Consider the following 25,892-nt stretch of genomic DNA (forward strand, 5'->3'; position numbering starts at 1 on the left):
ATGAATTTTTCCCGTATTTTCATCCTGCGTCCGGTGGCCACCACATTGACGATGGTGGCGCTGTTCCTGTTGGGCGTGCTTGCCTATCAATTACTGCCGGTGGCGGCGTTGCCGCAGGTGGACTATCCGACCATCCGGGTGATGACGCTGTATCCGGGTGCCAGCCCGCAGGTCATGAACAGCGCGGTGACCGCGCCACTGGAACGCCAGTTCGGCCAGATGCCGGGGCTGGAACAGATGTCGTCAAACAGCTCGGGCGGTGCTTCGGTGATCAGCTTGCGCTTCAGCCTGGAGGTGTCGCTGGATGTGGCCGAGCAGGAAGTGCAGGCGGCGATCAATGCTGCCACCAACCTGCTGCCCGGCGACCTGCCGGCACCGCCGGTGTATAACAAGGTGAACCCGGCAGACAGCCCGATCCTGACGCTGGCCATCACCTCGGACAGCATTCCGCTGCCGGAGGTGAATGACCTGGTGGATACGCGCATGGCGCAAAAAATCGCCCAGATCAGCGGGGTGGGGCTGGTCAGTCTGGGCGGCGGCCAGCGCCCGGCCGTGCGTATCCGCGCCAACCCGCAGGCGCTGGCTGCAGCCGGGCTGACGCTGGCGGAAGTGCGCAGCCTGATCACCCGGGCCAACGTCAACCAGCCCAAGGGCAGCATTGACGGGCCTTCGCGCATTACCCAGCTGGATGCCAATGACCAGCTGCGCAGTGCCGAGGATTACGCCAGCCTGATCCTCAAACATGAGGATGGCCGCGTGCTGCGTCTGGCCGATGTGGCGAACATCATCGAAGGCGCGGAAAACGAGCGCCTGGCAGCCTGGGCCAACCGGCAGCAGGCGGTGTTGCTCAACATCCAGCGCCAGCCCGGTGCCAATGTGATCGAGGTGGTCGAACGTATTGAGGCCCTGTTGCCGGCGATTGTCGCCAGCATGCCGACCGGCATCGAAGTGAGCGTACTGACCGACCGCACGCAAACCATCCGTGCGGCAGTGAAAGATGTGCAGTTCGAGCTGGTGCTGGCGATCGTGCTGGTGGTGTTGGTGACCTTCCTGTTCCTGAAAAAACTCAGCGCCACGCTGATCCCGTCGATTGTCGTGCCGCTGTCGCTGATCGGCACCTTTGGCGTGATGTATCTGGCCGGCTTTTCGCTGAACAACCTGACACTGATGGCGCTGACCATCGCCACCGGTTTTGTTGTCGATGACGCCATCGTCATGTTGGAAAACATCGCCCGCCATATCGAAGAAGGCGAGACGCCGCTGAATGCTGCGCTCAAGGGCGCCAAGCAGATCACCTTTACCCTGATTTCGCTGACGTTTTCGCTGATTGCGGTACTGATTCCCCTGTTGTTCATGCAGGATGTGGTCGGGCGGCTGTTTCGCGAATTCGCCATCACACTGGCGGTGGCGATCCTGATTTCGCTGGTCATTTCCCTGACGCTGACGCCAATGATGTGTGCCCGTCTGCTCAAGCCTGGCAAACAGGAGCAAGCGCAGGAAGACTGGTTGACCCGCATCATTGCCGCTTATGGCAAAAGCCTTGGCTGGGTGTTGCGGCATCAGGCGTTGACGCTGCTGGTGGCGGTAGCGACTTTTATCGTGACCGCGCTGCTGTGGATTGCCGTGCCCAAGGGGTTTTTCCCCGAGCAGGACACCGGTGTGATTCAGGGCATTTCCGAAGCGCCGCAGAGCATTTCCTTTGCCGCCATGAGCGAGCGCCAGCAGCGCCTGACTGAAGTGCTGTTGCAGGACCCGGCGGTGCAGTCCGTTTCGACCCAGATCGGCGTGGACGGCAACAATCCGACGCTGAATACCGGTCGTTTGCTGATCAATCTGGTGCCTTTTGCCGAACGTAGCGAGAGCGCCGGCCAGATCATCGAACGCCTGCGCCCGCAGCTGGACCGGGTGATGGGCATCCAGCTGTATCTGCAGCCGGTGCAGGACCTGAGCATCGAAGACCGGGTCAGCCGTACCCAGTTCCAGTTCAGCCTGGAGTCGGCCGATCCGCAGTTGCTGGAAAGCTGGACGCCGCAATTGGTCGAGCATCTGCAGCAGCAACCGCAATTGCGTGACGTAGCCAGCGACCAGCTGGCCGACGGGTTGCAATATTATCTGGACATTGATCGCGACCAGGCCGGACGTCTGGGCATCAGCGTCAGTACCATTACCGATGCTCTGTACGATGCGTTCGGGCAGCGGCAGATATCCACCATCTTCACGCAGACCAGCCAGTACCGTGTGGTGCTGGAAGCAATGGGTGACCCGGCCGATGCGCAGGCGCGCCTGCAGGACGTGCATGTGCGTGGCAGCGCCGGACAGGCAGTGCGACTGGCCAGCCTGGTGCGCATTGAAGAAAAGTCCGCGCCGCTGGTGCTCAACCACATTGGACAGTTTCCGGCGATTACCGTGTCGTTCAACCTGGCGCCCGGTGTGTCATTGGGTGACGCTGTCACGGTGATCGAGCAGGCCCAGCAGCAACTGGAAATGCCCGAGGCCATCCAGAGCCATTTTCAGGGGGCGGCGGCTGCCTTTCGCGCCTCGCTGTCCAGTACGCTGTGGTTGATTCTGGCGGCGGTGGTGACCATGTATCTGGTGCTGGGCGTGCTCTATGAGAGCTACATCCACCCGGTGACCATTCTCTCGACCTTGCCGTCAGCGGCGATCGGTGCCTTGCTGGCGCTGGTGCTGACCGGCAATGACCTGAGCATGATCGCGGTGATCGGCATCATCTTGCTGATCGGCATCGTCAAGAAAAACGCCATCATGATGATCGACTTTGCGCTGGAGGCCGAGCGGCATCAGGGCATGAGTGCCGAAGAGGCGATCTATCAGGCGGCCATGTTGCGTTTCCGGCCGATTTTGATGACCACCCTGGCGGCGCTGTTTGCCGCCGTGCCGCTGATGCTGGCCACCGGCTCTGGTGCCGAGCTGCGCCAGCCGCTGGGGCTGGTGATGGTCGGTGGTTTGCTGCTGAGCCAGGTGCTGACGCTCTATACTACGCCGGTCATCTACCTGTTCTTTGACCGCATCAGCCCGGCCAACAAGCAGGCGCAGGAGCAGCTGGCGTGAACCTGTCCGCGCCTTTCATCCGCCGCCCGGTAGCGACCATGCTGCTGAGTGTGGCGATTGTGCTGGCGGGCATTCTCGGCTTTCGCCTGTTGCCGGTCGCACCGCTGCCGGACATGGACTTTCCGGTGATAACCGTGCAGGCCAGCCTGCCGGGGGCCAGCCCGCAGGTGATGGCGGCCACCGTGGCGACGCCGCTGGAGCGGGCGCTGGGCAGCATTGCCGGCATCACCCAGATGAGCAGCCGCAGCTCCCAGGGCAGCACCCGGGTGATGATCCAGTTCGATCTGGACCGTGACATCAATGCTGCCGCCCGCGAGGTGCAGGCAGCGATCAATGCCGCCCGCGAGCTGTTGCCCAGCGGCATGCGCAGCATGCCGACCTACCGCAAGGTCAACCCGACCCAGTCGCCGATCATGGTGCTGGCGCTGACCAGTGACGTACTGGGGCGCGGCGAGCTGTATGACCTGGCCGAGTCGATCGTTGGACAGAAACTGTTGCAGGTGCAGGGGGTGGGTGATGTGCAGGTCGGTGGTGCATCGCTGCCGGCCGTGCGTGTCGAGCTGGAACCGCGTTTGCTGGAACATTATGGCGTGGCGCTGGACGAAGTGCGTGATGCCATTGCCAGCGCCAACCAGCAGCGCCCCAAGGGCCAGGTGGAGCAGGGCAGCCGGCACTGGCAGATCCAGGCCAATGACCAGTTGTATCAGGCCGCCGACTATGCGCCACTGATCATCCGTGAGCGTGATGGTGCCATTCTGCGTCTGAGTGATGTGGCGCGAATTTCCGATGATGTCGAAAACCGCTACAACAACGGTTTTTTCAATGATCAGAGTGCGGTGCTGCTGGTGATCAACCGTCAGGCCAATGCCAACATCATTGCCACCATTGATGACATCAAGGCCGAGCTTCCCGGCTTGCAGGCGGTGCTGCCGGCTGCGGTGCAGCTGCAGGTGGCGATGGACCGCTCGCCGGTGATTACCGCGACCCTGCATGAGGCCGAACGCTCGTTGCTGATCGCCACGGCGCTGGTGATTGTGGTGGTGCTGCTGTTTTTGGGACACTGGCGTGCGGCGGTGATTCCGGCCTTTGCCGTGCCGGTATCGCTGATCGGCAGCTTTTCCGTGATGTACCTGTTGGGCTTTTCCCTCAACAACCTGTCGCTGATGGCGCTGATCATCGCCACCGGGCTGGTGGTGGATGACGCGATTGTGGTGCTGGAGAATATCGCCCGGCACATCCGGCTGGGCCTCAAACCCATGCAGGCGGCATTGCTGGGTGCCAAAGAGGTCGGCTTTACCCTGCTGTCGATGAACCTGTCGCTGGTGGTGGTATTTGTATCCATCCTGTTCATGGGCGGCATTGTCGAGCGGCTGTTTCGCGAGTTTTCCATCACCCTGACGGCTGCCATCCTGATCTCGCTATTGGTGTCGGTGACCCTGACACCCATGATGTGTGCCCGCTGGCTGCGGGTGGAAGAGCAGCAGCCAGCACCCAATGCCCTGCAGCGCTGGGGCGCGCGGGTGCTCGCTGCTTATCGGCGCAGCCTGATGTGGACGCTGAACTATCAGCGCTGGATGCTGCTGGGCCTGCTGCTGACGCTGGCGGCCAATGTCTGGCTGTTTATGGCGGTGCCGAAAACCTTCATGCCGCAACAGGATACCGGCCAGCTGCGTGGCCATATCCGTGGCGATGATGGCCTGTCCTACCACACCATGCGCCCGAAAATGGAGCAATACCGCCAGGCGTTGCTCAAGGACAAGGATGTGCAGAGTGTGGCCGGCTTCATCAGCGGCGGCAGCAATGCCTTCCTGATCGTGCGCCTGAACCCGGTGGCCGAGCGGGCGGATGCGCAGGCCGTGGTCAACCGCCTGCGCAATCAGATACCGAAAATTCCCGGCTCGCGACTGTTCCTGTCACCCGAGCAGGACCTGTGGCTGGGCGGGCGTGAGGGCGGCAATACCCAGCACGAATACGTACTGCTGGCCAGCGAGCTGGAGGACCTGCGCGAGTGGCAGCCAAAAGTGCGCGATGCCTTGCGTGCCCTGCCGGAACTGACCGACATTGACAGCCGCGAAGGGCGCGGAGCCCAGCAGCTGACCCTGGATATTGACCGTGCGCAGGCGGCCCGTCTGGGCGTGGATATGGCCACGGTGACCGCGCTGCTCAACAACGCCTTCAGCCAGCGGCAGGTCTCGACCATTTATGAAACGCTGAACCAGTACAGCGTGGTGCTGGAGATCGATCCCGAGTTTGCCGGCTCGCCCAAGGTGCTGGAACAGATCATGGTCATTGGCAGCGACGGGGAGCGTATCCCACTGTCGGCCTTCACCCGCTGGGAGGCCAGCTTGCAAAACGACAGTGTCCAGCATGACGGCCAGTTTGCGGTGGAAAGCATCGGCTTTGCCCTGGCTGAAGGTGTCAGTCTGGATCAGGCCAGTGCGGCGATTGAGCAGGCCATGGCGCGGATAGCCCTGCCGACCGAAGTGCAGGGCAAGCTGGGCGGCACCGCCGGTTTTTTCAGTCAGTCGCAGAACAGCCAGGGCTACATGTTGCTGATCGCCATCGTCATTGTGTACCTGGTGCTGGGGGTGCTCTATGAAAGCTATGTGCATCCGCTGACGATTCTCTCGACCCTGCCGTCGGCCGGCGTGGGGGCATTGCTGGCCATCCAGCTGACCGGCGGGCAGTTCAGCCTGATTTCGTTGCTGGGGTTGTTCCTGCTGATCGGTATCGTCAAGAAAAACGCCATCCTGATGATCGACTTTGCCCTGCATCTGCAACGCGATGATGGCAAGGCACCGCGGGAGGCGATTGTGCTGGCGGCGGTGCAGCGCTTCCGGCCGATCATGATGACCACTCTGGCTGCCATCCTGGGAGCCTTGCCCTTGCTGATCGGCGGTGCCGAGGGCAGTGAAACGCGCCAGCCGCTGGGGCTGGCCATTGTCGGCGGTTTGCTGCTCAGCCAGTTGTTGACGCTGTACAGCACGCCTGCGGTTTATCTGTTCTTTGACCGGCTGGGCCGGCGCTTTGAGCGCAGGAAAGGCCTGGCAGAGTCGGCAACGGCTGACTGAGTTGCCATGCCCGGCTTAATGTCTATTGTTGTCCTGATGCACCATTGATTCCTTTTTGCCCGGATAATCATTCATTGATGCGCTGTGTAGACTGGCCGCACATTTTGATAGCGGGAGAATACACAATGCATCACAGCTACAACAAGCCGGCACGGGTTCTGCACTGGCTGACAGCTGCCATCTGGCTGGCGGTGTGGTCGGCGGGCATGCTGGCGGTATATGCCAGGGACTGGATCAATCCGGAGCATGGTTTGACGATCACACACAAGGCGCTGGCCATCACGCTGGTGGTTCTGGTGCCGCTGCGCATTGTCTGGCGATTGTTGCATGGTTCTCCCGGATTGCCAGACAGCATTAGCCCGGCAATGCAGCAGGCCGCCAAGCTGGGACATCTGGCCATCTATGTGGTGGCGCTGGTAGCCCTGCCCCTGTCGGGTTGGTTGTGGAGCTCGGTGGCAGACAAGCCTGTGATGTTCCTGTGGTTGTTCCAGATGCCGCCGCTGGTTGCGCCTGCGCCGGACTTGTATGACGCAGCCAAATGGCTGCACGTTGGCCTGGCCTGGTTTTGTGGTGCCATGATTGCCGGCCACATCCTGATGGCGCTCAAGCACAAGTGGCTTGACCATGATGGTGTGTTTGAAAGCATGTGGCCGCGGAGAGGCTGACTGTTATTGGCTGGTGCTGCGGCTGAACGCCAGCAGCGCCAGCAATGCAGGAATATTCATCAGCAAGCCGTAGAGCAGGGCGACCATCCCTGCTTCGGGCAGTTGCAGCTGGGAGAAGGCCACCAGCATGGCAATGCCGGCGTTCTGTACGCCGGTTTCAAAACTCAGCGTGCGGGCCTGCGTCGTATCAAGCCGCAGTAACCGGGCAAACAAAAAGCCCATCAGCAGGGCCATCATTGCCAGCAGGGTCACCAGCATGGCTGCCTGCAGGGTTGCGCCAGTCGACAGGGCTGGAAGGTTGCCGGCCACCAGTGCGGAAATCATCAGCAATAACACCAGCAGGGCAAACCTCTTGAGGTGTTGCTCGTGACGGCTGACCCAGCTTTTGGCCATGTGCCGCCACAGCATGCCCAGCAACAGGGGCAGGGCAGTCACCAGCAACAGCTGCATCACCGATTGCTGCAGAGACAGTTTGAATGCCGCACTGCTGCCCAACCAGCCCAGTTGCAGCTGTACCGCCCATGGCATCCAGAACGGGGCCAGCAGACCCATGCAGGCAGTCAGGGCGACTGACAGCGCCACGTCACCACGTGCCAGATGGCTGAACAGGTTGGAGGTGGCTCCGCCGGGTGCTGCCGCCACCAGCAGCAGGCCGATTGCCAGAGCACCGTGCAGCTTAAACAGGACGATCAGCAACCAGGCCAGCGCCGGCAATAGCAGCAACTGGGCCAGCAGGCCGCTGAGCGCGGCTTTGGGTTTGTGCCAGAGCGGCCTGAAATGCCCCGGCTCCAGGCCACTGCCGACCACCAGCATCATCAGCGCAAGGCACAGCGGCAGCAGAATGGTATTGATCGGCATTGTTTTTCCTTATGCGGCCAGCAGGGCCTGTACCAGCAGGATCAGGCTGAAGCCGCTGTTGACCAGCACGCTGCAGCCCACCATCGCTGGCAACAGGGGGGCCATGTGGCCGGGCGTGGGGGCACGGCGGACGGCCCGGGCATGCCGGTAAGCCGGAACCGATATCAGCAGAAACATAAGCGGATAGAAAGCCGCCATGCGGTTGTTGGCCAGGTAACCCAAAAACAGCGCAACGGCTGACAGCAGCAGGGCCTGGTGGTACAGGCGGGCTTTTGGCAGCCCCAGACGTACGGCCAGTGTGTACTTGCCATGACGCCGGTCGTTGTCGATGTCACGCATGTTGTTCACGTTCAACACCGCTACGGCGAGAAAGCCGCAGGCACTGGCGGGCAAAAGTAGCCCGGCATGCAACGGGGCTCCATGCAGGTAGTAACTGCCCAGCACACCCAGGCAGCCAAAGAACAGCCATACCGAGACATCACCCAGCCCGGCATAGCCATAAGGCTTGCGGCCCAGGGTATAGGTGAGCGCGGCGATGATGGACAGTACGCCCAGCAGGGTGAAAACCAGCAGGTCGGCAGTATCCAGACCGGCAACACGGATCAGCCACAACCCGCTGGCCACGGCCAGAACCGCTACGACAAACAGCGACAGCCGGAGCTGGGCCGGGGTCAGCATACCGCTTTGCAGGGCGCGTACCGGCCCCAGACGATTACTGTCATCCACTCCGCGTAAGCCGTCACCATAGTCATTGGCAAGGTTCGACAGAACCTGCAACAGGCCGGCAGTCCAGAATGAAAGTGCCAGCACCGGCCAGGAAAACGAACCGGCAGACAAGGCCAGGGCGCCGCCGACCAGTATCGACATGCAGGCCAGAGGCAGGGTTTTCGGGCGGCAGGCATCCAGCCAGGGGCATACAGTGCTGCTTATGGATCTCATTGGCTCGGGGCGACTCAGAATTCAAACCATAAAAAAAGGGCCAGCAAATTAATGCTGGCCCTTTTAAATATATGGTGGCTACACCGGGACTTGAACCTGGGACATCAGCATTATGAATGCTGCGCTCTAACCAACTGAGCTATGTAGCCAATCAATGGACGCGCATTCTAATGATGCGTTTTCGGGCTGTCAAGCCCCTGACTGAAAATGCTTTCAGCGATCGCTTTCAAGGTTGCCGGCATGCAGCCCGCACTCCTTGTGCGTGGCTTCTTCCCACCACCAGCGACCTTCACGTTCGTGCTGGTTGGGCAGCACCGGGCGGGTGCAGGGTTCGCAGCCGATGCTGATATAGCCCTGCTCGTGCAGCTTGTTGTAGGGCAGTTCGAGCATGCGGATATAGGCCCAGATTTCCTCACTGGTCATGTTGGCCAGCGGGTTGAATTTGTATAGCGGCCGCTCGCTGGACGCAAAAGTGGTATCCAGCTCAACTTCGGCTACCTGGCTGCGGGTGCCGGGGCTCTGGTCGCGGCGCTGGCCAGTGACCCATGCGCCGACGGTTGCCAGTTTTTTGCGCAGCGGGGCTGTTTTGCGCACGCCACAGCACTCCTGGTGGCCGTCACGATAGAAGCTGAACAGTCCCTTGTCGCGTACCATGGCGTTGACGGCATCGGCATCGGGCATCAGCACTTCGACCGGGATGTTGTAGTGCTCGCGCACCTGCTCGATGAAACGGTAGGTTTCGGGATGCAGGCGACCGGTATCCAGGCTGAACACCTGAACCGCCGGATTGATCTTGCGGGCCATGTCGAGCAGAACGACGTCTTCGGCACCACTGAAGGAAAGCCACAGCTGGTCGCCAAAGGTGTCGATGGCGGTTTTCAGGATCTGCTGCGGGCTTTTTTCATTGCAGGCAAGCTGCAGGGCTTGAATGTTGGGGGTAAGCGGCATAACACTGTCTTGTATAGATCGGTTAGAATGGCCATTCTAACAAAATCCATATGCAAAATATCTTGAATGTGGCCTGCTTTTTAGAAAGGTTGGCTATATTCATACAATCGCTGCACGGCTGTTTGCCGGCCTGCTCCCGACTCTTGAATTGAGGATGACTCTGTGGAAATTGCTTGCCTGGACCTTGAAGGGGTATTGGTACCTGAAATCTGGATTGCGTTTGCCGAGAAAACCGGTATTGATGCCTTGAAGGCGACTACCCGCGATATTCCCGATTACGACGTGTTGATGAAGCAGCGCCTGCGCATTCTGGACGAGCATGGCCTGAAACTGAACGACATCCAGGAAGTCATTGCCACCCTCAAGCCGCTAGATGGCGCGGTGGAGTTCGTCAACTGGCTGCGCGAGCGTTTCCAGGTGGTGATTCTGTCCGATACCTTTTACGAGTTTTCCCAGCCGTTGATGCGCCAGCTTGGTTTTCCGACGCTGCTGTGTCACAAGCTGGTGGTGGATGAAACCGATCGTGTGGTTGATTACCAGCTGCGCCAGAAAGACCCCAAGCGTCAGTCGGTGCTGGCCTTCAAGAGCCTGTATTACCGCGTGATTGCTGCCGGCGACTCCTACAACGACACCACCATGCTGTCCGAGGCCCATGCCGGCATCCTGTTCCACGCACCGGACAATGTGATTGCCGAGTTCCCGCAGTTTCCGGCGGTACATACCTTCGAGGAGCTGAAAAAGGAGTTCATCAAGGCTTCCAGCCGCAAGCTGAGCCTGTAACGGCACAAAACCTGCCGGTAACGCGGGCAGGTTTTCAAGTTCGCTGGGCTGATGCCGATACAGCATCATTATTCCATTGAATACCGGGAGATGTTATGAGCAAGTTTGCAGGCAGTATCCTGGATACGGTTGATCAGCGTACCCAGCTGGTGGGCGAGAACCGGCTGGAAATCCTGATGTTCCGCCTTAGTGGTCGCCAGCTGTTTGCCATCAACGTGTTCAAGGTTCAGGAGGTGGTGCGCTTGCCGGGCCTGACGCGAATTCCGCAGCGTCATCCGCATGTTATCGGCGTGGTCAACCTGCGTGGTCAGACTATCCCGGTGGTGGATCTGGCCCAGGCGATCGGCATGCGCCCACAGGTCACGAACGAGCACAGCACCATCATCGTCACCGAGTACAACCGCTCGGTGCAGGCGTTTCTGGTTAGCGGGGTGGAGCGTATCCTCAACCTGAACTGGGAAGACATCCAGCCGCCGCCTTCCAGCGCCGGGCGTCAGCATTATCTGACCGCCATTACCCGGATGGATGAGCAGATTGTCGAAATCATCGATGTCGAAAAGGTGCTGGCAGAAATCGTTCCCATGGATACCAAAATTCCCGAGGGGAAGCTGGATAATCCATTGCTGGCCAAGGCGGTCGGGCGGGAAGTGCTGATCATTGATGATTCCCAGGTGGCTTTGCGCCAGTTGACCGAAACCCTGATACAGCTCGGGCTGCAGGTGCATCAGTGCACCGACGGCTTGAAGGGGCTGCGACAGCTGCAGGCCTGGGCCGATGAGGGAATAGTACTGACCGACAAGTTGCTGATGGTGTTTACCGATGCCGAAATGCCGGAGATGGACGGCTACCGGCTGACCACTGAAATTCGCAGGGACCCGCGTCTGCAAGACCTGTATGTGGTGATGCATACTTCGCTGTCTGGTAGCTTCAACCAGGCGATGGTTGAAAAAGTGGGTTGTGACAATTTCCTGTCCAAGTTCCAGCCGGAGAAGCTGGTCGACGTGATCGTTGACCGGCTGGAGCGTGAAGACTGATTTGGCCATGACAAAAAAGCCTGCCACCTTCACGGTTGCGGGCTTTTTTGTCGGCAAGAGAATCAGTTGTTTGGTGTCAGTTCGCGCTCGTGCCATTCCACCAGTGGGGCCGGGGTTTCCAGCTTTTGCCCGTAGATGACCGAGTAGGTCAGTACGTTCTGTACGTATTGGCGGGTTTCGTCAAAGGGAATGGTTTCGATCCAGACATCGTAGGGCAGGTGATCGGCGTCACGCAGCCACTGGCGCACACGGCCGGGGCCGGCATTGTAGGCGGCCGAGGCGAGAATGCGGTTGCCGCGGAATTGCTGCATGACCTGGTTCAGATAGGCCGTTCCCAGTTTGATGTTGGTGTCCGGGTTGAGTGCGGCCTGGGGAGATGCCAGCGGAATGTTGTAGCGCTGGGCGGTTTCCTTTGCTGTGGCCGGCATCAGCTGCATCAGGCCCATCGCGCCCGCATGGGAGCGGATGGTAGGCATGAAGGCGCTTTCCTGGCGGGTGATGGCGTAGACCCAGCTGGAATGCAGCCCTTGTGCCCGCGCCTCGCGTACCAGACCGTCACGGTATGCCATCGGAAAACGGATATCCAGATCGTCCCAGTAGCGTGCCTGGCCCAGGTTGCGAATGGCCGGGTTGAACCAGTTCATTTCATAGGCGAGGCGGGCCTGTGCCAGCAGTTGCTCATGAGTGAACAGCTGGCTGGCATGGTTCCATTCGCGCTGGGCGGCCAGCTCGTCACCAATGGCATGCAGTTCCAGGGCGCGCTGGATGACCGGGGCTTGGCGCACCTGCTCCAGGGTCTTGCTGTCTACCGGTGCGGCCCGGTGGTTGAGCTGATAGGGCAGCTGGCTGTGATCTGCGGCCATATAGGCGTAAAAGTCCCGTTCGCCGGCGATTTTCTGGTATTGCTCCAGTGGTTGACGGCTGTTGGGGTCGGCAAACTGGGTGCTGCGGGCGTTCCAGTATTGCCAGCGCAGGCTGCTGGCCGTTTCCGCCGGCAGGGCGCTGATCAGTTTTTGCGCCTCGCTCCAGCGGCCCAGTCGCAATAGAAGGCGGGCATGCCATTCGCCGACCAGCGGATCGCTGTGTTGCGGATCGAACTCCTGCATTACGCCAAGTCCGCGGGCGTCAAAACGCTTGGCCAGCAGTGTCCCGATATCACGGGCCAGCATGCGCTTCTGCTCGTCACTGAAGCTCAGACGGGTTTTGTAATGGTTGAGCAGCTGCAGGGTCAGGTCGGTGTTGTTGCGGATCAGGCGGCGCAATCCAAGGCTGACGATGTCTCGGTTTTCCATGCTGTCATGGACAAACAGGGCGGTCTGTTGCAGCTTTTCCGGTTTGGCGGCCACTTCGCTCAACAGGCGGGCGCTATCGGGCTTGCTGTATTCGCCACCCAGGTATTTGGCCAGGCCTGCGTTGCGTGCCTGGACGGCGAGAAACAGGCGGGCCCATACCTGTTCAGGGGTGCGCAGGCCGGCTTCTTTCCATTGTGCGAACAGCGGGTCACAGGCATTGGGTTGCGACTGGCTGCTCAGCCAGAGTTTTTCGGCGCGGGCATGGGCTTCAGCCGGTTTGCCCAGGGCCAGCAAACCCTGGCCTTCCAGGCAGTCCAGTTCGCTGAAGTTCAGCTCGGGGCGGTAGTGCTTGAAAAACAGAGCCCAGTCACCGCGTTCGGCAAGCAGCCGCAGCCAGCGCAGTTTCATCCAGCGCAGCTGGGGCAAGTCGGAGTGTTCCTGCAGGAAGTGCTCGACTTCCGCATTGCTGGCATCTTTCAGGCGCTGGGTCAGTTCTTCATAGGCCAGATAGGAGGCAAGCGGATAACTCTGCAAAAAGCTGCGGTTGGCCAGCCAGGTTTCGCTGCGGCCGGTATCCAGTTCGGCTTTGGCCTTCTGGTATAGGCTGCGTTGTTGTTGCAGGCGGTTGTCGGCCTGAGCCGGCTGCATGGCTGTCAGCAGCAAGCTGGTGGCAACAAGGGACAAAAGACGCATGTGCATGCTCATCCGGAGAATCCTGTCGGTATTTGTGGCGGTGCCGTCCCGGGCATGAGGCGCAAACGCCTGCCAAAACCAACCTGTGCAAGGCTGTCGTGGCTCTTTCATGCCTGAAATTCGTGCATAGCCTACCTGTTTGCCGGCTGGTAGAACAGGGTGTTGATGTGCCATGCAGCATCCCGGCCCGGCAACAGGTAAACTATGCGCCATCTAAAACAGGAGAACAGCATGACCTTGCTGAAAATGAACCAGATTTCCCTCGCGTACGGTATGAATCCGTTGCTTGATTCCGTGTCGTGGCAGATTGCCAAAGGCGAGCGCGTTTGTCTGATTGGCCGCAATGGCAGCGGCAAGTCGAGCATGCTGAAACTGGTGCAGGGCGGGCAGCTGCCCGATTCGGGTGAAATCTGGCGGGCCCCCGGCCTGAAAATCGGTGAGTTGCCGCAAGAGCTGCCGTTGGGTGAGCAGCGTACGGTATTTGAAGTGGTGGCCGACGGGCTGGCCGGTGTGGGCGAGCTGCTGGCGCGCTTCAAGCAGTTGAGCCTGTCGATTGAGACGGACGAGGACCTGCAGCAGTTGACACGGGTGCAGAGTGAGCTGGAGGCCCGCGACGGCTGGCGCTTGCAGCAGCTGGTGGACAGCACCCTGAGTCGTTTGCAGTTGCCGGCCGACAAGCGCCTGGACGAACTGTCCGGCGGCTGGCGTCGCCGTGTCCTGCTGGCGCAGGCGCTGGTGGCCGAGCCGGACCTGCTGTTGCTGGACGAGCCGACCAACCACCTGGACATTGGTGCCATCGCCTGGCTGGAAGAGGCGCTGCTGGAATTCAATGGCGCAGTGCTGTTCATTACCCACGACCGGACGTTTCTGCAACACCTGGCCACGCGCATCCTGGAGCTGGACCGTGGTCACCTGCTGGACTGGAACGGTGATTACCAGAGCTTTCTGGAACACAAGGAACAGCAGCTGGCAGCCGAGGAAACGGCCAATGCCCTGTTTGACAAGAAACTGGCACAAGAAGAAGTCTGGATCCGGCAGGGCATCAAGGCCCGCCGGACCCGCAACGAGGGCCGGGTACGGGCACTGAAGGCATTGCGTGTCGAACGCAGCCAGCGCCGTGAACGACAGGGTACGGCCAGCATGCAGCTGGTGGGGGCCGAGCGTTCCGGCAAGCAGGTGATCGTTGCCGAGAAGGTTTCTTTTGCCCATCCGGGCGGCCGCATGCTGGTCAGGGATTTCTCCATGGTGCTGCAGCGCGGTGACCGTATCGGTTTGCTCGGTGCCAACGGCAGCGGCAAGACCACGCTGCTCAAGCTGCTGCTGGGCGACTTGGAACCGACATCAGGGCACATCGAGCGCGGCTCGAAACTGGAAGTGGCCTATTTCGACCAGCTGCGTGGCCAGCTGGATCTGGAAAAGACGGTTGCCGACAACGTTGCCGAATCCAGCGACCAGATCACGATCAATGGCAAATCCCGTCACGTACTGAGTTATCTGGGTGATTTCCTGTTCAGCCCGCAACGGGCACGCACTCCGGTCAAGGCCTTGTCCGGCGGCGAACGGGCGCGGCTGCTGTTGGCCAAACTGTTCACCCGGCCGGCCAACGTACTGGTGCTGGATGAGCCGACCAACGATCTGGATACTGAAACGCTGGAGCTGCTGGAAGAAGTCTTGCTGGAGTTTGCCGGCACGGTGCTGATTGTCAGCCACGACCGGTCCTTTCTGGATAACGTGGTTACCAGTTTGCTGGTGTTTGATGGCAGCGGGCGTGTCAACGAGTTTGTTGGCGGTTATGAGGACTGGCTGCGCCAGGGCGGATCGGTGCAGCTGCTGGGCATGACTGAAAAATCGGTAACTGGTGCAGGGACTGTTGAAAAGGATGACTTGCAGCAATCTACAGGGAAAAAAAGCGCTCAACAGCTGCAGGGCGTGCGTGATGATGGCATAGTGCCTGCCAGGAAAAAACTGAGCTATAACCAGCAGCGCGAACTGGAGGCGATTCCCGGGCAGATTGATGCACTGGAAGCCGAGCTGGAGCGGCTGCAGGAGCAGGTTTCCGATCCGGGCTTTTATCAGCAGCCCCACGAACACACTGAACAGGTCCTGTTGCGCCTGCAAACGGCAGAGCAGGAGCTGGATACTTTACTGGAACGCTGGGCCGAGCTTGAGAGTGACTAGACGCAGGCACGCAGGGGGAATCAGATGGCCGTAGAATACCGGATCACGCTCGATGACGAGCATGCGTTCAACTACAAGGTGCAGATCGAGCGCGGTGTGCTGGCCAGCGACCGGGTCGGCGCCAGTGATGACTGGACGCGGCTGGACTACCACAAGTGCACTAACTGTCCGCTTAACTCCGGCGAGCATCCCGCCTGCCCGGCAGCGGTCGACCTGAAGGTCGTGGTGGAGGATTTCAAGGGTTTGCCGGCCTTCCGCAAGGCGTGGACGCATGTGCGTACCGAGGAACGCGAATACAGCAAGCTGGTCAACCTGGAGGTGGCTCTGCGCTCGTTGCTGGGTGTGATCATGGCAACGTCCGGTTGCCCGATCCTGAACCGGCTCAAGCCGATGGCGCGTAGCCATCTGCCTTTTGCCAGCGACAGCGAGTTCGTGCTGCGTACGGTATCCATGTATGTGCTGCGCGAGCTGTTCAAGTACCGTGAAGGCCGCAGTGCGGACTGGGAGCTGACCGCGCTGACCCGGGATTTTGCCCAGTTGCAGCTGGTGAACCAGGCGCTGTGGCATCGCATTCATGACGTCTGCGCCGGCGATACCAACCTTAAGGCATTCCTGGGCTTCTTCTCGATGGCGTCAAGCATGACCTATTCGCTGGATGCGCAGCTGGAAAAGGTGCGTCCGCTGATCATGGACGAGGGTAGCTTTCTGCTTTTATGACACCGGCTGCGGGCTGTGTGTTGCTCCGGGGCTTCAGTGCTTGTGTTTTTGCAGGTTGACCGCCAGCACATCGCAGGGGGCTGCCGAGAGCAGGTCGCTGGCGGTTGAACCCAGTAGCAGGGCCAGGCCGTGACGCCCATGGCTGCCCACCAGAATCAGGTCGCAGCTGATCTCTTCTGCCAGCTGGTGGATCTCGGCCTTGGGCTGACCATATCTCAGGTGGCAATTCTCACGTTGCAGGCCGGGCCAGCCCGGTAGCACTTCATTCAGGCGCTCGCCTGCCTGGCGGGTTTGCTGTTCTTGCAAAATGCCCAGGTCCATGGGGACGTCTGCACCAAAACTCATGCTTAACGGCTCGATGACATGCACCAGGGACAGCGTGCAACCAAGCAGTTTCTGCAGCTGCGTAGCGGGATCCAGCACCAGGTGGCACTCGGGGCTGAGGTCGGTGGCGATCAGAATGTGCTGGTAGGTCATGGGTGTGCTCCTCGGAATCAGGTTGACAGGAAGTGTAGCCTGAAAATGTTGGTGCGTGCAGCATTGCGGTGCAAGGTTCATGCGTGTTTTTCCTGAAACGGAGGTGCTCTTCCGGTTTGGCCGCAGCCGCTCTCTTGCTAGCTTGGCGGGAGACGGCACAGCGGCCGGTCCGGTGTCTGGCGATTAAAAACATCAAAGGATTTGACAAACCGCCCTTTTTGGCTGAATGTGTGCAGACCCGAATCAAACGAGCGTATGAATTGTTTGTCAGGGACCCAATAACTATAAAGCAGCGTTCCGGCTGCACGGGTTGCCATGCCGATTCTTACCTGCCTTGCAGGCTGTGACGTGGGCAGTCCTTGCCGCCCCAAGCTTTTCTACCCAGTGGAGAACAGTGAATGATTTACGCAGGTAAAGCCTTCACGGTATCGGCCCTTGAAGATGGCATTGTCGAATTGAAATTCGATCTTCAGGGCGAATCCGTAAACAAATTCAACCGCCTTGCCCTTACCGAACTGCGTGAAGCAGTGGATGCCATTGCTGCTGACAGCAGTGTACGTGGCGTGCTGCTGACCAGTGGCAAGGATGTGTTCGTTGTCGGTGCCGACATCACCGAATTCACCAAAATGTTCGAGCTGCCCGACGATGAGCTGGTTGCAGGAGTGATGGAAGTCAACCGGACGTTCTGTGCATTTGAAGACCTGAACGTACCGACCGTGGTGGCCATCAACGGCATCGCTCTGGGTGGCGGTCTGGAAATTTCCCTAGCCGCGGATTACCGCGTCATGGCGGAAAAGGCCAAGATCGGCCTGCCGGAAGTCAAGCTTGGCATCTACCCGGGCTGGGGTGGAACCGTGCGTTTGCCGCGCCTGATTGGTGCCGACAATGCCATTGAGTGGATTGCCGCCGGCAAGGAAGCACGCGCCGAAGAGGCCCTGAAGGTGGGTGCTGTGGATGCGGTGGTGCCTGCTGATAAACTGCGCGATGCCGCGCTGGATCTGCTCAAGCGTGCCGTCAGTGGCGAGCTGGATTACAAGGCCAAGCGTCAGCCCAAGCTGGACAAGCTTCAGCTCAACCCGCTTGAACAGATGATGTGCTTCGAGAGCGCCAAGGGCTTTGTCGCCGGCAAGGCGGGCCCGAACTATCCCGCACCGGTTGAAGCCATCAAGTCCATGCAGAAAGCGGCCAACATGGGCCGTGACAAGGCACTGGAAGTGGAAGCCAAAGGCTTTGCCAAAATGGCCAAGACCCCGGTAGCCGCCAGCCTGGTTGGCCTGTTCCTGAACGACCAGGCGCTCAAGCGCAAGGCCAAGGGCTATGAAAAAATCGCCAAGCCGGTGAAGCAGGCAGCCGTACTGGGTGCCGGCATCATGGGCGGCGGCATTGCCTACCAGTCCGCTTTCAAGGGCACGCCGATCCTGATGAAGGACGTGCGCGAAGAAGGCATCGAGCTGGGCCTGAACGAGGCAGCCAAGCTGCTGACCAAGCGTGTCGAGCGCAAGCGCATGGACGTGGCCGGCATGGCCAAGACCCTGAACGCGATCCGCCCGACCCTGTCCTACGGTGATTTCGGCAATGTCGACATCGTGGTCGAGGCCGTGGTCGAGAACCCCAAGGTCAAGCACGCGGTGCTGGCCGAGGTCGAGGGTCAGGTGGGCGAGAACACCATCATCGCCTCTAACACCTCCACCATTTCCATCAACTACCTGGCCAAGGCGCTGAAGCGTCCGGAAAACTTCGTCGGCATGCACTTTTTCAACCCGGTGCACATGATGCCGCTGGTCGAGGTGATCCGTGGCGAGCACAGCTCCGACGAGGCCGTTGCTACCACTGTTGCCTACGCACAGAAAATGGGCAAGAACCCGATCGTGGTCAACGACTGCCCGGGCTTCCTGGTCAACCGTGTGCTGTTCCCTTACTTTGGCGGTTTCGCCAAGCTGGTCAGCGCCGGTGTCGACTTCACCCGCATCGACAAGCTGATGGAGCGTTTCGGCTGGCCGATGGGCCCTGCCTACCTGATGGACGTCGTTGGCATGGATACCGCCTATCACGCCCGTGACGTGATGGCCGAGGGTTTCCCCGACCGCATGAAGGAAGAGCGCGAGACCTGTGTCGACGTGCTGTACAAGGCCGACCGCCTTGGCCAGAAGAACGGCAAGGGCTTCTACGCTTACGAACTGGATAAAAAGGGCAAGCAGAAGAAGGTGTTTGACGAAAGCATCACCGAACTGCTGGCGCCCATCGTCTATGACAAGCGCGAGCTGACCGACGAGGACATCATCAACTACATGATGATCCCGCTGTGCCTGGAGACCGTACGCTGCCTGGAAGACGGTATCGTCGAAACTGCGGCCGAGGCCGACATGGGCCTGATCTACGGTATAGGTTTCCCTCCGTTCCGTGGTGGTGCACTGCGTTACATCGACAGCATCGGCGTGGCCGAGTTTGTCGCGCTGGCCGACAGGTATGCGGACCAGGGCGCCATGTATCAGCCCACAGAGAAACTGCGTGAGATGGCGAAAAACGGCCAATCTTTCTTCGGCTAACAGGAGAATATAACAATGAGCTTGAATCCAAGAGACGCCGTCATCGTTGATTTTGGCCGTACCCCCATGGGTCGTTCCAAGGGTGGCATGCACCGCAACACCCGTGCCGAGAACATGTCGGCACACCTGATCCGCAGCCTGCTGGACCGCAACACGGCAATCAATCCTGCTGAAGTGGAAGACGTGATCTGGGGCTGTGTCAACCAGACCCTGGAGCAGGGCTGGAACATTGCCCGCATGGCCTCCCTGCTGACGCAGATCCCGCACACCAGTGCCGGCCAGACCGTCAGCCGCCTGTGTGGTTCTTCCATGAGTGCACTGCACACTGCAGTGCAGGCGATCCAGACCAACAACGGTGATGTGTTTGTTGTTGGTGGTGTGGAGCACATGGGCCACGTCGGCATGATGCACGGTGTTGACCCCAACCCGCAGCAATCCCTGTACGCCGCCAAGGCGTCCGGCATGATGGGCCTGACCGCCGAAATGCTGGGCAAGATGCATGGCATCACCCGTGAAGCGCAGGACGCCTTTGGCGAGCGCTCGCACCGTCTGGCGCACAAGGCCACGGTCGAGGGCAAGTTCAAGGACGAGATCATCCCGATGGAGGGCTATGACGAGAACGGTTTCCTCAAGGTATTCGACTATGACGAAACCATCCGTCCGGAAACCACCATTGAAGGTCTGGCCGCCTTGCGTCCTGCCTTTGATCCGAAGAATGGTACCGTCACTGCCGGTACCTCTTCACAGATCACCGACGGCGCTTCCTGCATGATCGTCATGTCCGCCCAGCGTGCCAAGGACCTGGGTCTGGAGCCGCTGGCGGTGGTACGCGCCATGGCTGTTGCCGGTGTTGACCCTGCAATCATGGGCTACGGTCCCGTGCCTTCCACCCAGAAGGCGCTCAAGCGTGCCGGCCTGACCATGGACGACATCGATTTTGTCGAGCTGAACGAAGCCTTTGCCGCGCAGTCTCTGCCGGTGCTGAAAGACCTCAAGCTGCTCGACAAGATGAACGAGAAGGTCAACCTGCATGGCGGTGCCATTGCCCTGGGTCACCCGTTTGGCTGTTCCGGTGCGCGTATTTCCGGCACCCTGCTGAACGTGATGAAGCAGAACAACGGCCGCTTGGGTATTGCCACCATGTGTATCGGCTTGGGCCAGGGCATTACCACCGTGTTTGAGCGGGTGTAAGACAGCCTCGATTCGTGTGGTACGAAAGCCGGAGCCTGGTGCTCCGGTTTTTTTGTGGCAAAAGTATGGCGGCTAGCCTTGTTTATTCCATACAGTTATCGAAAAATAAATTTATATTCCTTTTGTGCTTCTTGATTGTCAGGCATAGTCTCGTCATGAATTTTATATGCCAGCCCGACTGGCGACATGGGAGAGCGTCATGAGCCATACACCGATCACCTATCTGATTGTTCCGGGCTGGAACGGATCGCCTGCCGGGCACTGGCAGTCGTACTGGCAACAGGTGCTGCCCAATGCGACACGGGTTGAGCAGCAGGATTGGCAACGGCCCGGGCTGGAGCAGTGGGTGGCGACGCTGGCGCGAAAAATTCGCGGCCTGAACGGCCCGGTGGTGCTAATCGCACACAGTTTGGGTTGCATCACGGTGGCGCACTGGAGCCGGCAGGCAGCAGCAGAGGATCTGGCAAAGATCAGTGGTGCGCTGTTGGTAGCCCCGGCCGATGTCGAGCGCCCGGGCTGCCCGCAGGCACTGACCGGTTTTGCACCGGTTCCGGCAACCGTGTTGCCATTTCCCAGTGTGCTGGTTGGCTCCACCAATGATCATGCCGCCAGTTGCGAGCGGGCACTGGAGTTTGCGGTAAACTGGGGAAGCAGTGCCCATATCCTCGAACAGGCCGGACACATCAATATCGACTCAGGTCATACCTGCTGGGAGCAGGGCCTTGCTTTTCTGTATCAGCTCCAGGAGCAGGCAGATATGCACCCACGGCTGTTGTGTGCCTGAAGGCCGCTGCTGCGGGAGCTCTTTACGGGCATGAGTGAAACCGGTTATCCGGGAACGGTTTGTCCGTCATGCGTGCAGAGGGTGCAGCATCATTCGGAAGCAATCCCGTCCCGGAGCCATGGTTTTAGTTGCCTTCGCGGCGCAGTGCGCTGGGCGTGAAGTCGCGCGGATGCAGCTCTACATCAAAGTCATACATCGGCTCGTTGTTATCCAGACCGTCTACGAAATAGCGTTTGCGCTTGAAATCGTAGATGGTTTCAAGCGTGCTGAAAAATGCCGGCAATTCGTAGTAGTTGATCGAGTGGCTTTCCTGTAACCCGATCAGCTCGCCCTTCTTGTCATACAGGTCGACAGCAAGGATTTGCCAGCTGTCCTCGTCAATATAAAAGCGGCGTTTGTGGTAGGGGTGACTGAAGCCGGTGCGCAGGTTGGCCTCAACAATCCAGACCCGGTGCAACTCATAACGCAGCAGCTGCGGATTGACAAAGGCTGGCTGCAGGATCTCGTCGTATGGAACCCCCTTCTGGTGCAGGGCATAGCTGTTGTACGGGACAACCATCGGCTGCTTGGTCAACAGGTTCCACTCGTAGCGGTCGGGCGCACCATTGTAGGCATCCACCACGTCGGCAGTGGCCATGCCGCTGGTATCGGGCTGTAGCGCATCGTAGGCCAGGCTGGGCAGGCGACGGACACGCCGCTCGCCACGGTCGTAGCGCCAGGCTTTGCGCATTGCCAGGATCTGGTCCAGGGTTTCCTGCACTAGCAGGGAGGTACCGGCCAGAGCCGCCGGTGAAAGCACCCGGTATTTATAATAGAGCAGGGTGTTGTTCAGGTCTTTTTCGCTCAGCCCTGGCTGGCCATAGGTAAACAGGATGTCGCGTTCGCGTTTGAGCAGACTGTACTTGCCGCCCTGCAACACTGCCGCGTGGTTGGTGTAGGTGCGGACCTGGTCGCCACGGTAACGCATGATGTGGTTCCAGATCACTTCCAGCCCGGATTGGGGCAGGGGAAACGGGATGCCTGCGGTTGCGCCCTCCACACCATTACCCCGAGAAATCAGTTCCGTTTGTGTGGCATTGGTGCGGGTTGCGTCGTAAACCCGCTGGGGTGCCGAAGCGGAGCGGCGGGTCGGGAATACCCGGATCGAATACTCGGGGTTGTTTCTGACCAGCTCTTGCAGGCCTGCCGGCAGGCTGTCTGCATGCTCGGCCAGGTTGTTCTTGTCGATCACCAGTCGGGGCTGGTCGTTGGAGAACGGGTCAGGGTGATGCATTCCTTTCTGGTAGCCGGCCGGGGGTCGGGTAATGCCGCCATTCCAGGGCGGAATCAGTCCGTCGGGACTGCCAGCGCGCTCGCCTCCCTGTGGGGTCAGGTCGTTACCCAGGCGGGCTGCCTGTGATGGATCAACTTTGGCTTGGACATTCAGGGTCATGCCGGCCAGAAAGCATGCGAAAGCAAGTTTGTACATGGGTGATCTCCTGCTGCGAGAATCAGTCATAAGGGATGGCTGCAAACCCGCCTTGCATGCCGATGCGTGGTGCATGCTGTTGGCGGATGCTCCCGGATTGTTTTTATTGTGAGGTAACTGCGGATTACCTGTTCAGGAGTCTATAGGCTTGGGCAGGGAAACGAAACCATTTTGTGACTGCTGTGGCTACGCCAGTCACGTTCCGGGTGGTGAATTCCCGCCTGCGTTTTTCGGATGGCAAAGCCCTGTATTGGACAAATGCACGGGCTGTCCTTTAAGGTGTCAGCATCTTTATGGCTGGACCGTGTGCAAAGGGCGGGGTTGACCAAGACCTTGCAGCACTATATATAGCCACTCTAATTACTGATTTAATGCCTTGCCGGTCGCGTTTTGCCGTCTGGCCGGGTTTAATTTCTGCTTTTAAAGCCAGGACTGTTTGAATTATGGGTAAATCGCTGGTTATCGTGGAATCCCCGGCCAAGGCCAAGACCATCAATAAATATCTGGGCAGCCAGTTTGTGGTCAAATCCAGCGTGGGGCATATTCGTGACCTGCCGACCGGTGGTGGTACGGCAACCCGGCGGGGCAAAGCGGATGACAGCCTCAGCCCGCAAGAAAAGGCACGTCGCCAGCTGGTCGGCCGTATGGGGGTTGATCCGGAAAATGGCTGGCAGGCCCGCTACGAGATTTTGCCCGGCAAGGAAAAGGTCGTCGATGAGCTCAAGCGCTTGGCCAGGGATGCTGATGAAATCTATCTGGCAACGGACTTGGACCGTGAAGGGGAGGCCATCGCCTGGCATCTGCGCGAAGCCATCGGGGGCGACGATAGCCGCTTCAAGCGTGTGGTGTTCAACGAAATCACCAAAAAAGCCATCCAGAGTGCTTTTGCCGAGCCGGGTGAGTTGAGCATGGATCAGGTCAATGCCCAGCAGGCACGACGCTTTCTTGATCGTGTGGTGGGTTTCATGGTCTCGCCGCTGCTGTGGAAAAAAATTGCCCGGGGCCTGTCGGCCGGCCGGGTGCAGTCGGTGGCGGTAAAGTTGGTGGTTGAGCGTGAGAAGGAAATTCGCGCCTTTGTGCCGGAAGAGTTCTGGCAAGTGCATGCCGACCTGCTCAACCAGAAACAGCTCGGAGCCCGCTTCGAGGTGGTACGTGAAGATGGCAAGAATTTTCGGCCGGCCAACAAGGAACAGTGTGATGCAGCGCTGGCCAGACTGAAGCCGGCTGCCTATCAGGTCAGCAAGCGTGAAGACAAGCCGACCTCCAGTCGTCCGAACGCCCCCTTTATCACCTCCACCTTGCAACAGGCTGCCAGCACGCGCCTGGGTTTTGGTGTGAAAAAGACCATGACAATGGCGCAGCGCCTGTACGAGGCCGGTTACATCACCTATATGCGTACCGACTCGACCAACCTGTCTGCCGACGCCATCGACATGGTGCGGGGTTTTATTGGCGAAGAATATGGCGACAGCTATCTGCCGGAGAAGCCGAATTTCTACAGCAGCAAGGAAGGCGCGCAGGAGGCTCACGAGGCGATTCGTCCGTCTGATGTCAGGCTGCGGCCAGGCATGCTCAAGGGTATGGAGCGTGATGCGGAGCGTCTGTATGAGCTGATCTGGCGACAGTTTGTTGCCTGCCAGATGCCGCCGGCACAATATCTGTCGACCAGTCTGACGGTTGCTGCAGCCGGATTTGAGTTGCGTGCCCGTGGCCGCATTCTCAAGTTTGATGGCTACACCAAAGTGTTGCCGCCGCAGGGCAAGAATGCCGAGGACGAGGTGCTGCCGGACCTGAAAGAAGGCGAAGCCCTCGATCTGCAAAAACTGGATCCGTCCCAGCATTTCACCAAGCCGCCGGCGCGCTACAGCGAGGCCAGCCTGGTCAAGGAACTGGAGAAGCAGGGCATTGGTCGTCCGTCCACCTATGCCGCCATCATCTCGACCATTCAGGATCGTGGCTACGTCACCATCAAGAACCGCCGCTTCCATGCCGAGAAAATGGGCGACATCGTTACCGAGCGCCTCAGTGAAAGCTTTGCCGACCTGATGGACTACGGTTTCACCGCGCAGATGGAAGAGCGTCTGGACAACGTGGCCCATGGCCAGCTGGACTGGAAACAACTGCTGGACGAATTCTATGGCGACTTCCGCAAGAAGCTGGAGCAGGCCGATGAGGCCGAAGGCGGCATGCGCCGCAATGCGCCGACCCTGACCGACATTCCCTGTAAGGAATGTGGCCGGCCGATGATGATCCGCACCGCCAGTACCGGAGTGTTCCTGGGTTGCTCGGGCTACGAGCTGCCACCCAAGGAGCGCTGCAAGGCGACCATGAACCTGGTGCCGGGCAACGAGATTGCCGCCGATGACGAAGGCGAGTCCGAATCGCTGCTGCTGCGCCAGAAAAAGCGCTGCGCCAAGTGCGGTACTGCCATGGATGCCTATCTGCTGGATGAGACCCGCAAGCTGCATGTGTGCGGCAACAACCCTGACTGTTCCGGCTTCGAGGTCGAGCAGGGCGAATTTCGTATCAAGGGGTACGACGGGCCGGTGCTGGAATGTGACAAGTGTGGCAGCGAAATGCAGTTGAAGACCGGCCGTTTCGGCAAATACTTCGACTGCACTGGCAGCGAGTGCAAGAACACAAGAAAGCTGCTGGCCAATGGCGAACCGGCACCGCCCAAGATGGATGTGGTGCCCATGCCGGAGTTGCGTTGTGAAAAAGTTGACGACACCTATGTGTTGCGTGACGGTGCTGCTGGCCTGTTCCTGGCGGCCAGCCAGTTTCCGAAAAAACGCGAGACCCGTGCTCCGCTGATTGTCGAGCTGCTGCCACACAAGGACGAAATCGATCCGAAGTACAGCTTTCTGTTCAGTGCGCCAACCCACGATCCGGACGGTCGTCCGGCTGTAGTGCGTTATAGCCGCAAGAGCAAGGAGCAGTACGTACAGACTGAAATCGACGGCAAGCCTTCCGGCTGGCGTGCCACCCATGATGGCAAACAGTGGCAAGTGGAAGACAAGCGTAAAAAATGATGGTTTAGGCTGTTTGGATCGGGGTGTCGCGGGCGTTATGCTTCAGGCGGCACCCAGTTCCGGTCAGTCCGGCTACATGCCGATGTGCAGGGCGGTTATCAGGCGGGCGGAATAAAATTTCCTGCAAGGGTTGACAGGCAGTTTTTGCGG

Annotated in this window: 17 protein-coding genes and 1 tRNA gene; 11 read left to right on the forward strand and 7 right to left on the reverse strand. The window is 59.6% G+C overall.

All coding sequences use genetic code 11. The annotated features are described in order from the left end of the window. The 3 genes from AR306_RS05160 to AR306_RS05170 all read left to right on the forward strand — a co-directional run bounded on the left by AR306_RS05160 (nt 1) and on the right by AR306_RS05170 (nt 6,805). Nucleotides 1–3,069, forward strand: a complete 3,069-nt coding sequence (locus AR306_RS05160) for an MdtB/MuxB family multidrug efflux RND transporter permease subunit (protein WP_101496469.1) — start codon at nt 1–3, stop codon at nt 3,067–3,069. Further along, entirely contained in the window at nt 3,066–6,140 is a 3,075-nt protein-coding gene (locus tag AR306_RS05165; RefSeq protein ID WP_101496470.1) for an efflux RND transporter permease subunit, read from the forward strand. Before AR306_RS05160 ends, AR306_RS05165 begins: the two co-directional genes overlap by 4 nt. A gap of 125 nt (nt 6,141–6,265) precedes the next feature. Further along, nucleotides 6,266–6,805 (forward strand): cytochrome b, encoded by a 540-nt coding sequence (locus tag AR306_RS05170; protein WP_101496471.1) that lies wholly within the window; start codon nt 6,266–6,268, stop codon nt 6,803–6,805. A gap of 3 nt (nt 6,806–6,808) precedes the next feature. On the opposite strand, the gene AR306_RS05175 is transcribed toward AR306_RS05170, so the two are convergent. The 4 genes from AR306_RS05175 to AR306_RS05190 all read right to left on the reverse strand — a co-directional run bounded on the left by AR306_RS05175 (nt 6,809) and on the right by AR306_RS05190 (nt 9,550). Beyond that, entirely contained in the window at nt 6,809–7,663 is an 855-nt protein-coding gene (locus tag AR306_RS05175) for a bile acid:sodium symporter family protein (RefSeq protein WP_101496472.1), read from the reverse strand. A gap of 9 nt (nt 7,664–7,672) precedes the next feature. Beyond that, a complete protein-coding gene (locus tag AR306_RS05180; RefSeq protein ID WP_206167964.1) occupies nt 7,673–8,602 on the reverse strand; it encodes a 1,4-dihydroxy-2-naphthoate polyprenyltransferase in 930 nt (309 codons plus the stop codon). Between the two features lie 72 nt (nt 8,603–8,674). Next, a tRNA-Met gene (locus AR306_RS05185) sits at nt 8,675–8,751 on the reverse strand. A gap of 64 nt (nt 8,752–8,815) precedes the next feature. Then, nucleotides 8,816–9,550 (reverse strand): phosphoadenylyl-sulfate reductase, encoded by a 735-nt coding sequence (locus AR306_RS05190; RefSeq protein ID WP_101496473.1) that lies wholly within the window; start codon nt 9,548–9,550, stop codon nt 8,816–8,818. Nucleotides 9,551–9,712: 162 nt separating this feature from the next. Here AR306_RS05190 and thrH point away from each other — a divergent pair, with 162 nt between their 5' ends. Continuing rightward, nucleotides 9,713–10,330, forward strand: coding sequence for a bifunctional phosphoserine phosphatase/homoserine phosphotransferase ThrH (gene thrH, locus AR306_RS05195; protein WP_101496474.1), 618 nt, complete (start codon nt 9,713–9,715; stop codon nt 10,328–10,330). Between the two features lie 95 nt (nt 10,331–10,425). Next, nucleotides 10,426–11,364 (forward strand): chemotaxis protein CheV, encoded by a 939-nt coding sequence (locus tag AR306_RS05200; protein ID WP_101496475.1) that lies wholly within the window; start codon nt 10,426–10,428, stop codon nt 11,362–11,364. Nucleotides 11,365–11,426: 62 nt separating this feature from the next. On the opposite strand, the gene AR306_RS05205 is transcribed toward AR306_RS05200, so the two are convergent. Beyond that, the gene (locus tag AR306_RS05205) at nt 11,427–13,355 is read right to left on the reverse strand and encodes a transglycosylase SLT domain-containing protein (RefSeq protein WP_101496519.1); all 1,929 of its coding nucleotides are present in this window, start codon (nt 13,353–13,355) and stop codon (nt 11,427–11,429) included. A gap of 225 nt (nt 13,356–13,580) precedes the next feature. Here AR306_RS05205 and AR306_RS05210 point away from each other — a divergent pair, with 225 nt between their 5' ends. Together AR306_RS05210 and AR306_RS05215 are read left to right on the forward strand one after the other, a co-directional pair. After that, nucleotides 13,581–15,527 (forward strand): ATP-binding cassette domain-containing protein, encoded by a 1,947-nt coding sequence (locus tag AR306_RS05210; RefSeq protein ID WP_101496476.1) that lies wholly within the window; start codon nt 13,581–13,583, stop codon nt 15,525–15,527. 24 nt (nt 15,528–15,551) lie between these two features. Further along, nucleotides 15,552–16,244 (forward strand): DUF6901 family protein, encoded by a 693-nt coding sequence (locus AR306_RS05215; RefSeq protein ID WP_101496477.1) that lies wholly within the window; start codon nt 15,552–15,554, stop codon nt 16,242–16,244. A gap of 33 nt (nt 16,245–16,277) precedes the next feature. Here AR306_RS05215 and AR306_RS05220 read toward each other — a convergent pair whose 3' ends face one another. Further along, a complete protein-coding gene (locus AR306_RS05220; protein ID WP_101496478.1) occupies nt 16,278–16,721 on the reverse strand; it encodes a universal stress protein in 444 nt (147 codons plus the stop codon). A gap of 398 nt (nt 16,722–17,119) precedes the next feature. Here AR306_RS05220 and fadB point away from each other — a divergent pair, with 398 nt between their 5' ends. From fadB to AR306_RS05235, 3 genes are all read left to right on the forward strand, one after another. Beyond that, nucleotides 17,120–19,267, forward strand: coding sequence for a fatty acid oxidation complex subunit alpha FadB (fadB, locus tag AR306_RS05225; RefSeq protein WP_101496479.1), 2,148 nt, complete (start codon nt 17,120–17,122; stop codon nt 19,265–19,267). 15 nt (nt 19,268–19,282) lie between these two features. After that, the gene (gene fadA / locus AR306_RS05230; protein ID WP_101496480.1) at nt 19,283–20,458 is read left to right on the forward strand and encodes an acetyl-CoA C-acyltransferase FadA; all 1,176 of its coding nucleotides are present in this window, start codon (nt 19,283–19,285) and stop codon (nt 20,456–20,458) included. Nucleotides 20,459–20,657: 199 nt separating this feature from the next. Continuing rightward, nucleotides 20,658–21,242, forward strand: a complete 585-nt coding sequence (locus tag AR306_RS05235) for an RBBP9/YdeN family alpha/beta hydrolase (RefSeq protein WP_101496481.1) — start codon at nt 20,658–20,660, stop codon at nt 21,240–21,242. A 124-nt stretch (nt 21,243–21,366) separates the two neighbouring features. Here the strand turns inward: AR306_RS05235 and AR306_RS05240 are convergent, their stop codons facing one another. Next, nucleotides 21,367–22,710 (reverse strand): DUF1329 domain-containing protein, encoded by a 1,344-nt coding sequence (locus tag AR306_RS05240; RefSeq protein ID WP_101496482.1) that lies wholly within the window; start codon nt 22,708–22,710, stop codon nt 21,367–21,369. Between the two features lie 443 nt (nt 22,711–23,153). Here AR306_RS05240 and topA point away from each other — a divergent pair, with 443 nt between their 5' ends. Beyond that, a complete protein-coding gene (gene topA / locus AR306_RS05245; RefSeq protein WP_101496483.1) occupies nt 23,154–25,742 on the forward strand; it encodes a type I DNA topoisomerase in 2,589 nt (862 codons plus the stop codon). Nucleotides 25,743–25,892: the final 150 nt, after the last annotated feature.

Source organism: Thiopseudomonas denitrificans, assembly GCF_002866065.1.
In the GTDB taxonomy this organism is placed as follows: Bacteria; Pseudomonadota; Gammaproteobacteria; order Pseudomonadales; family Pseudomonadaceae; genus Thiopseudomonas; species Thiopseudomonas denitrificans.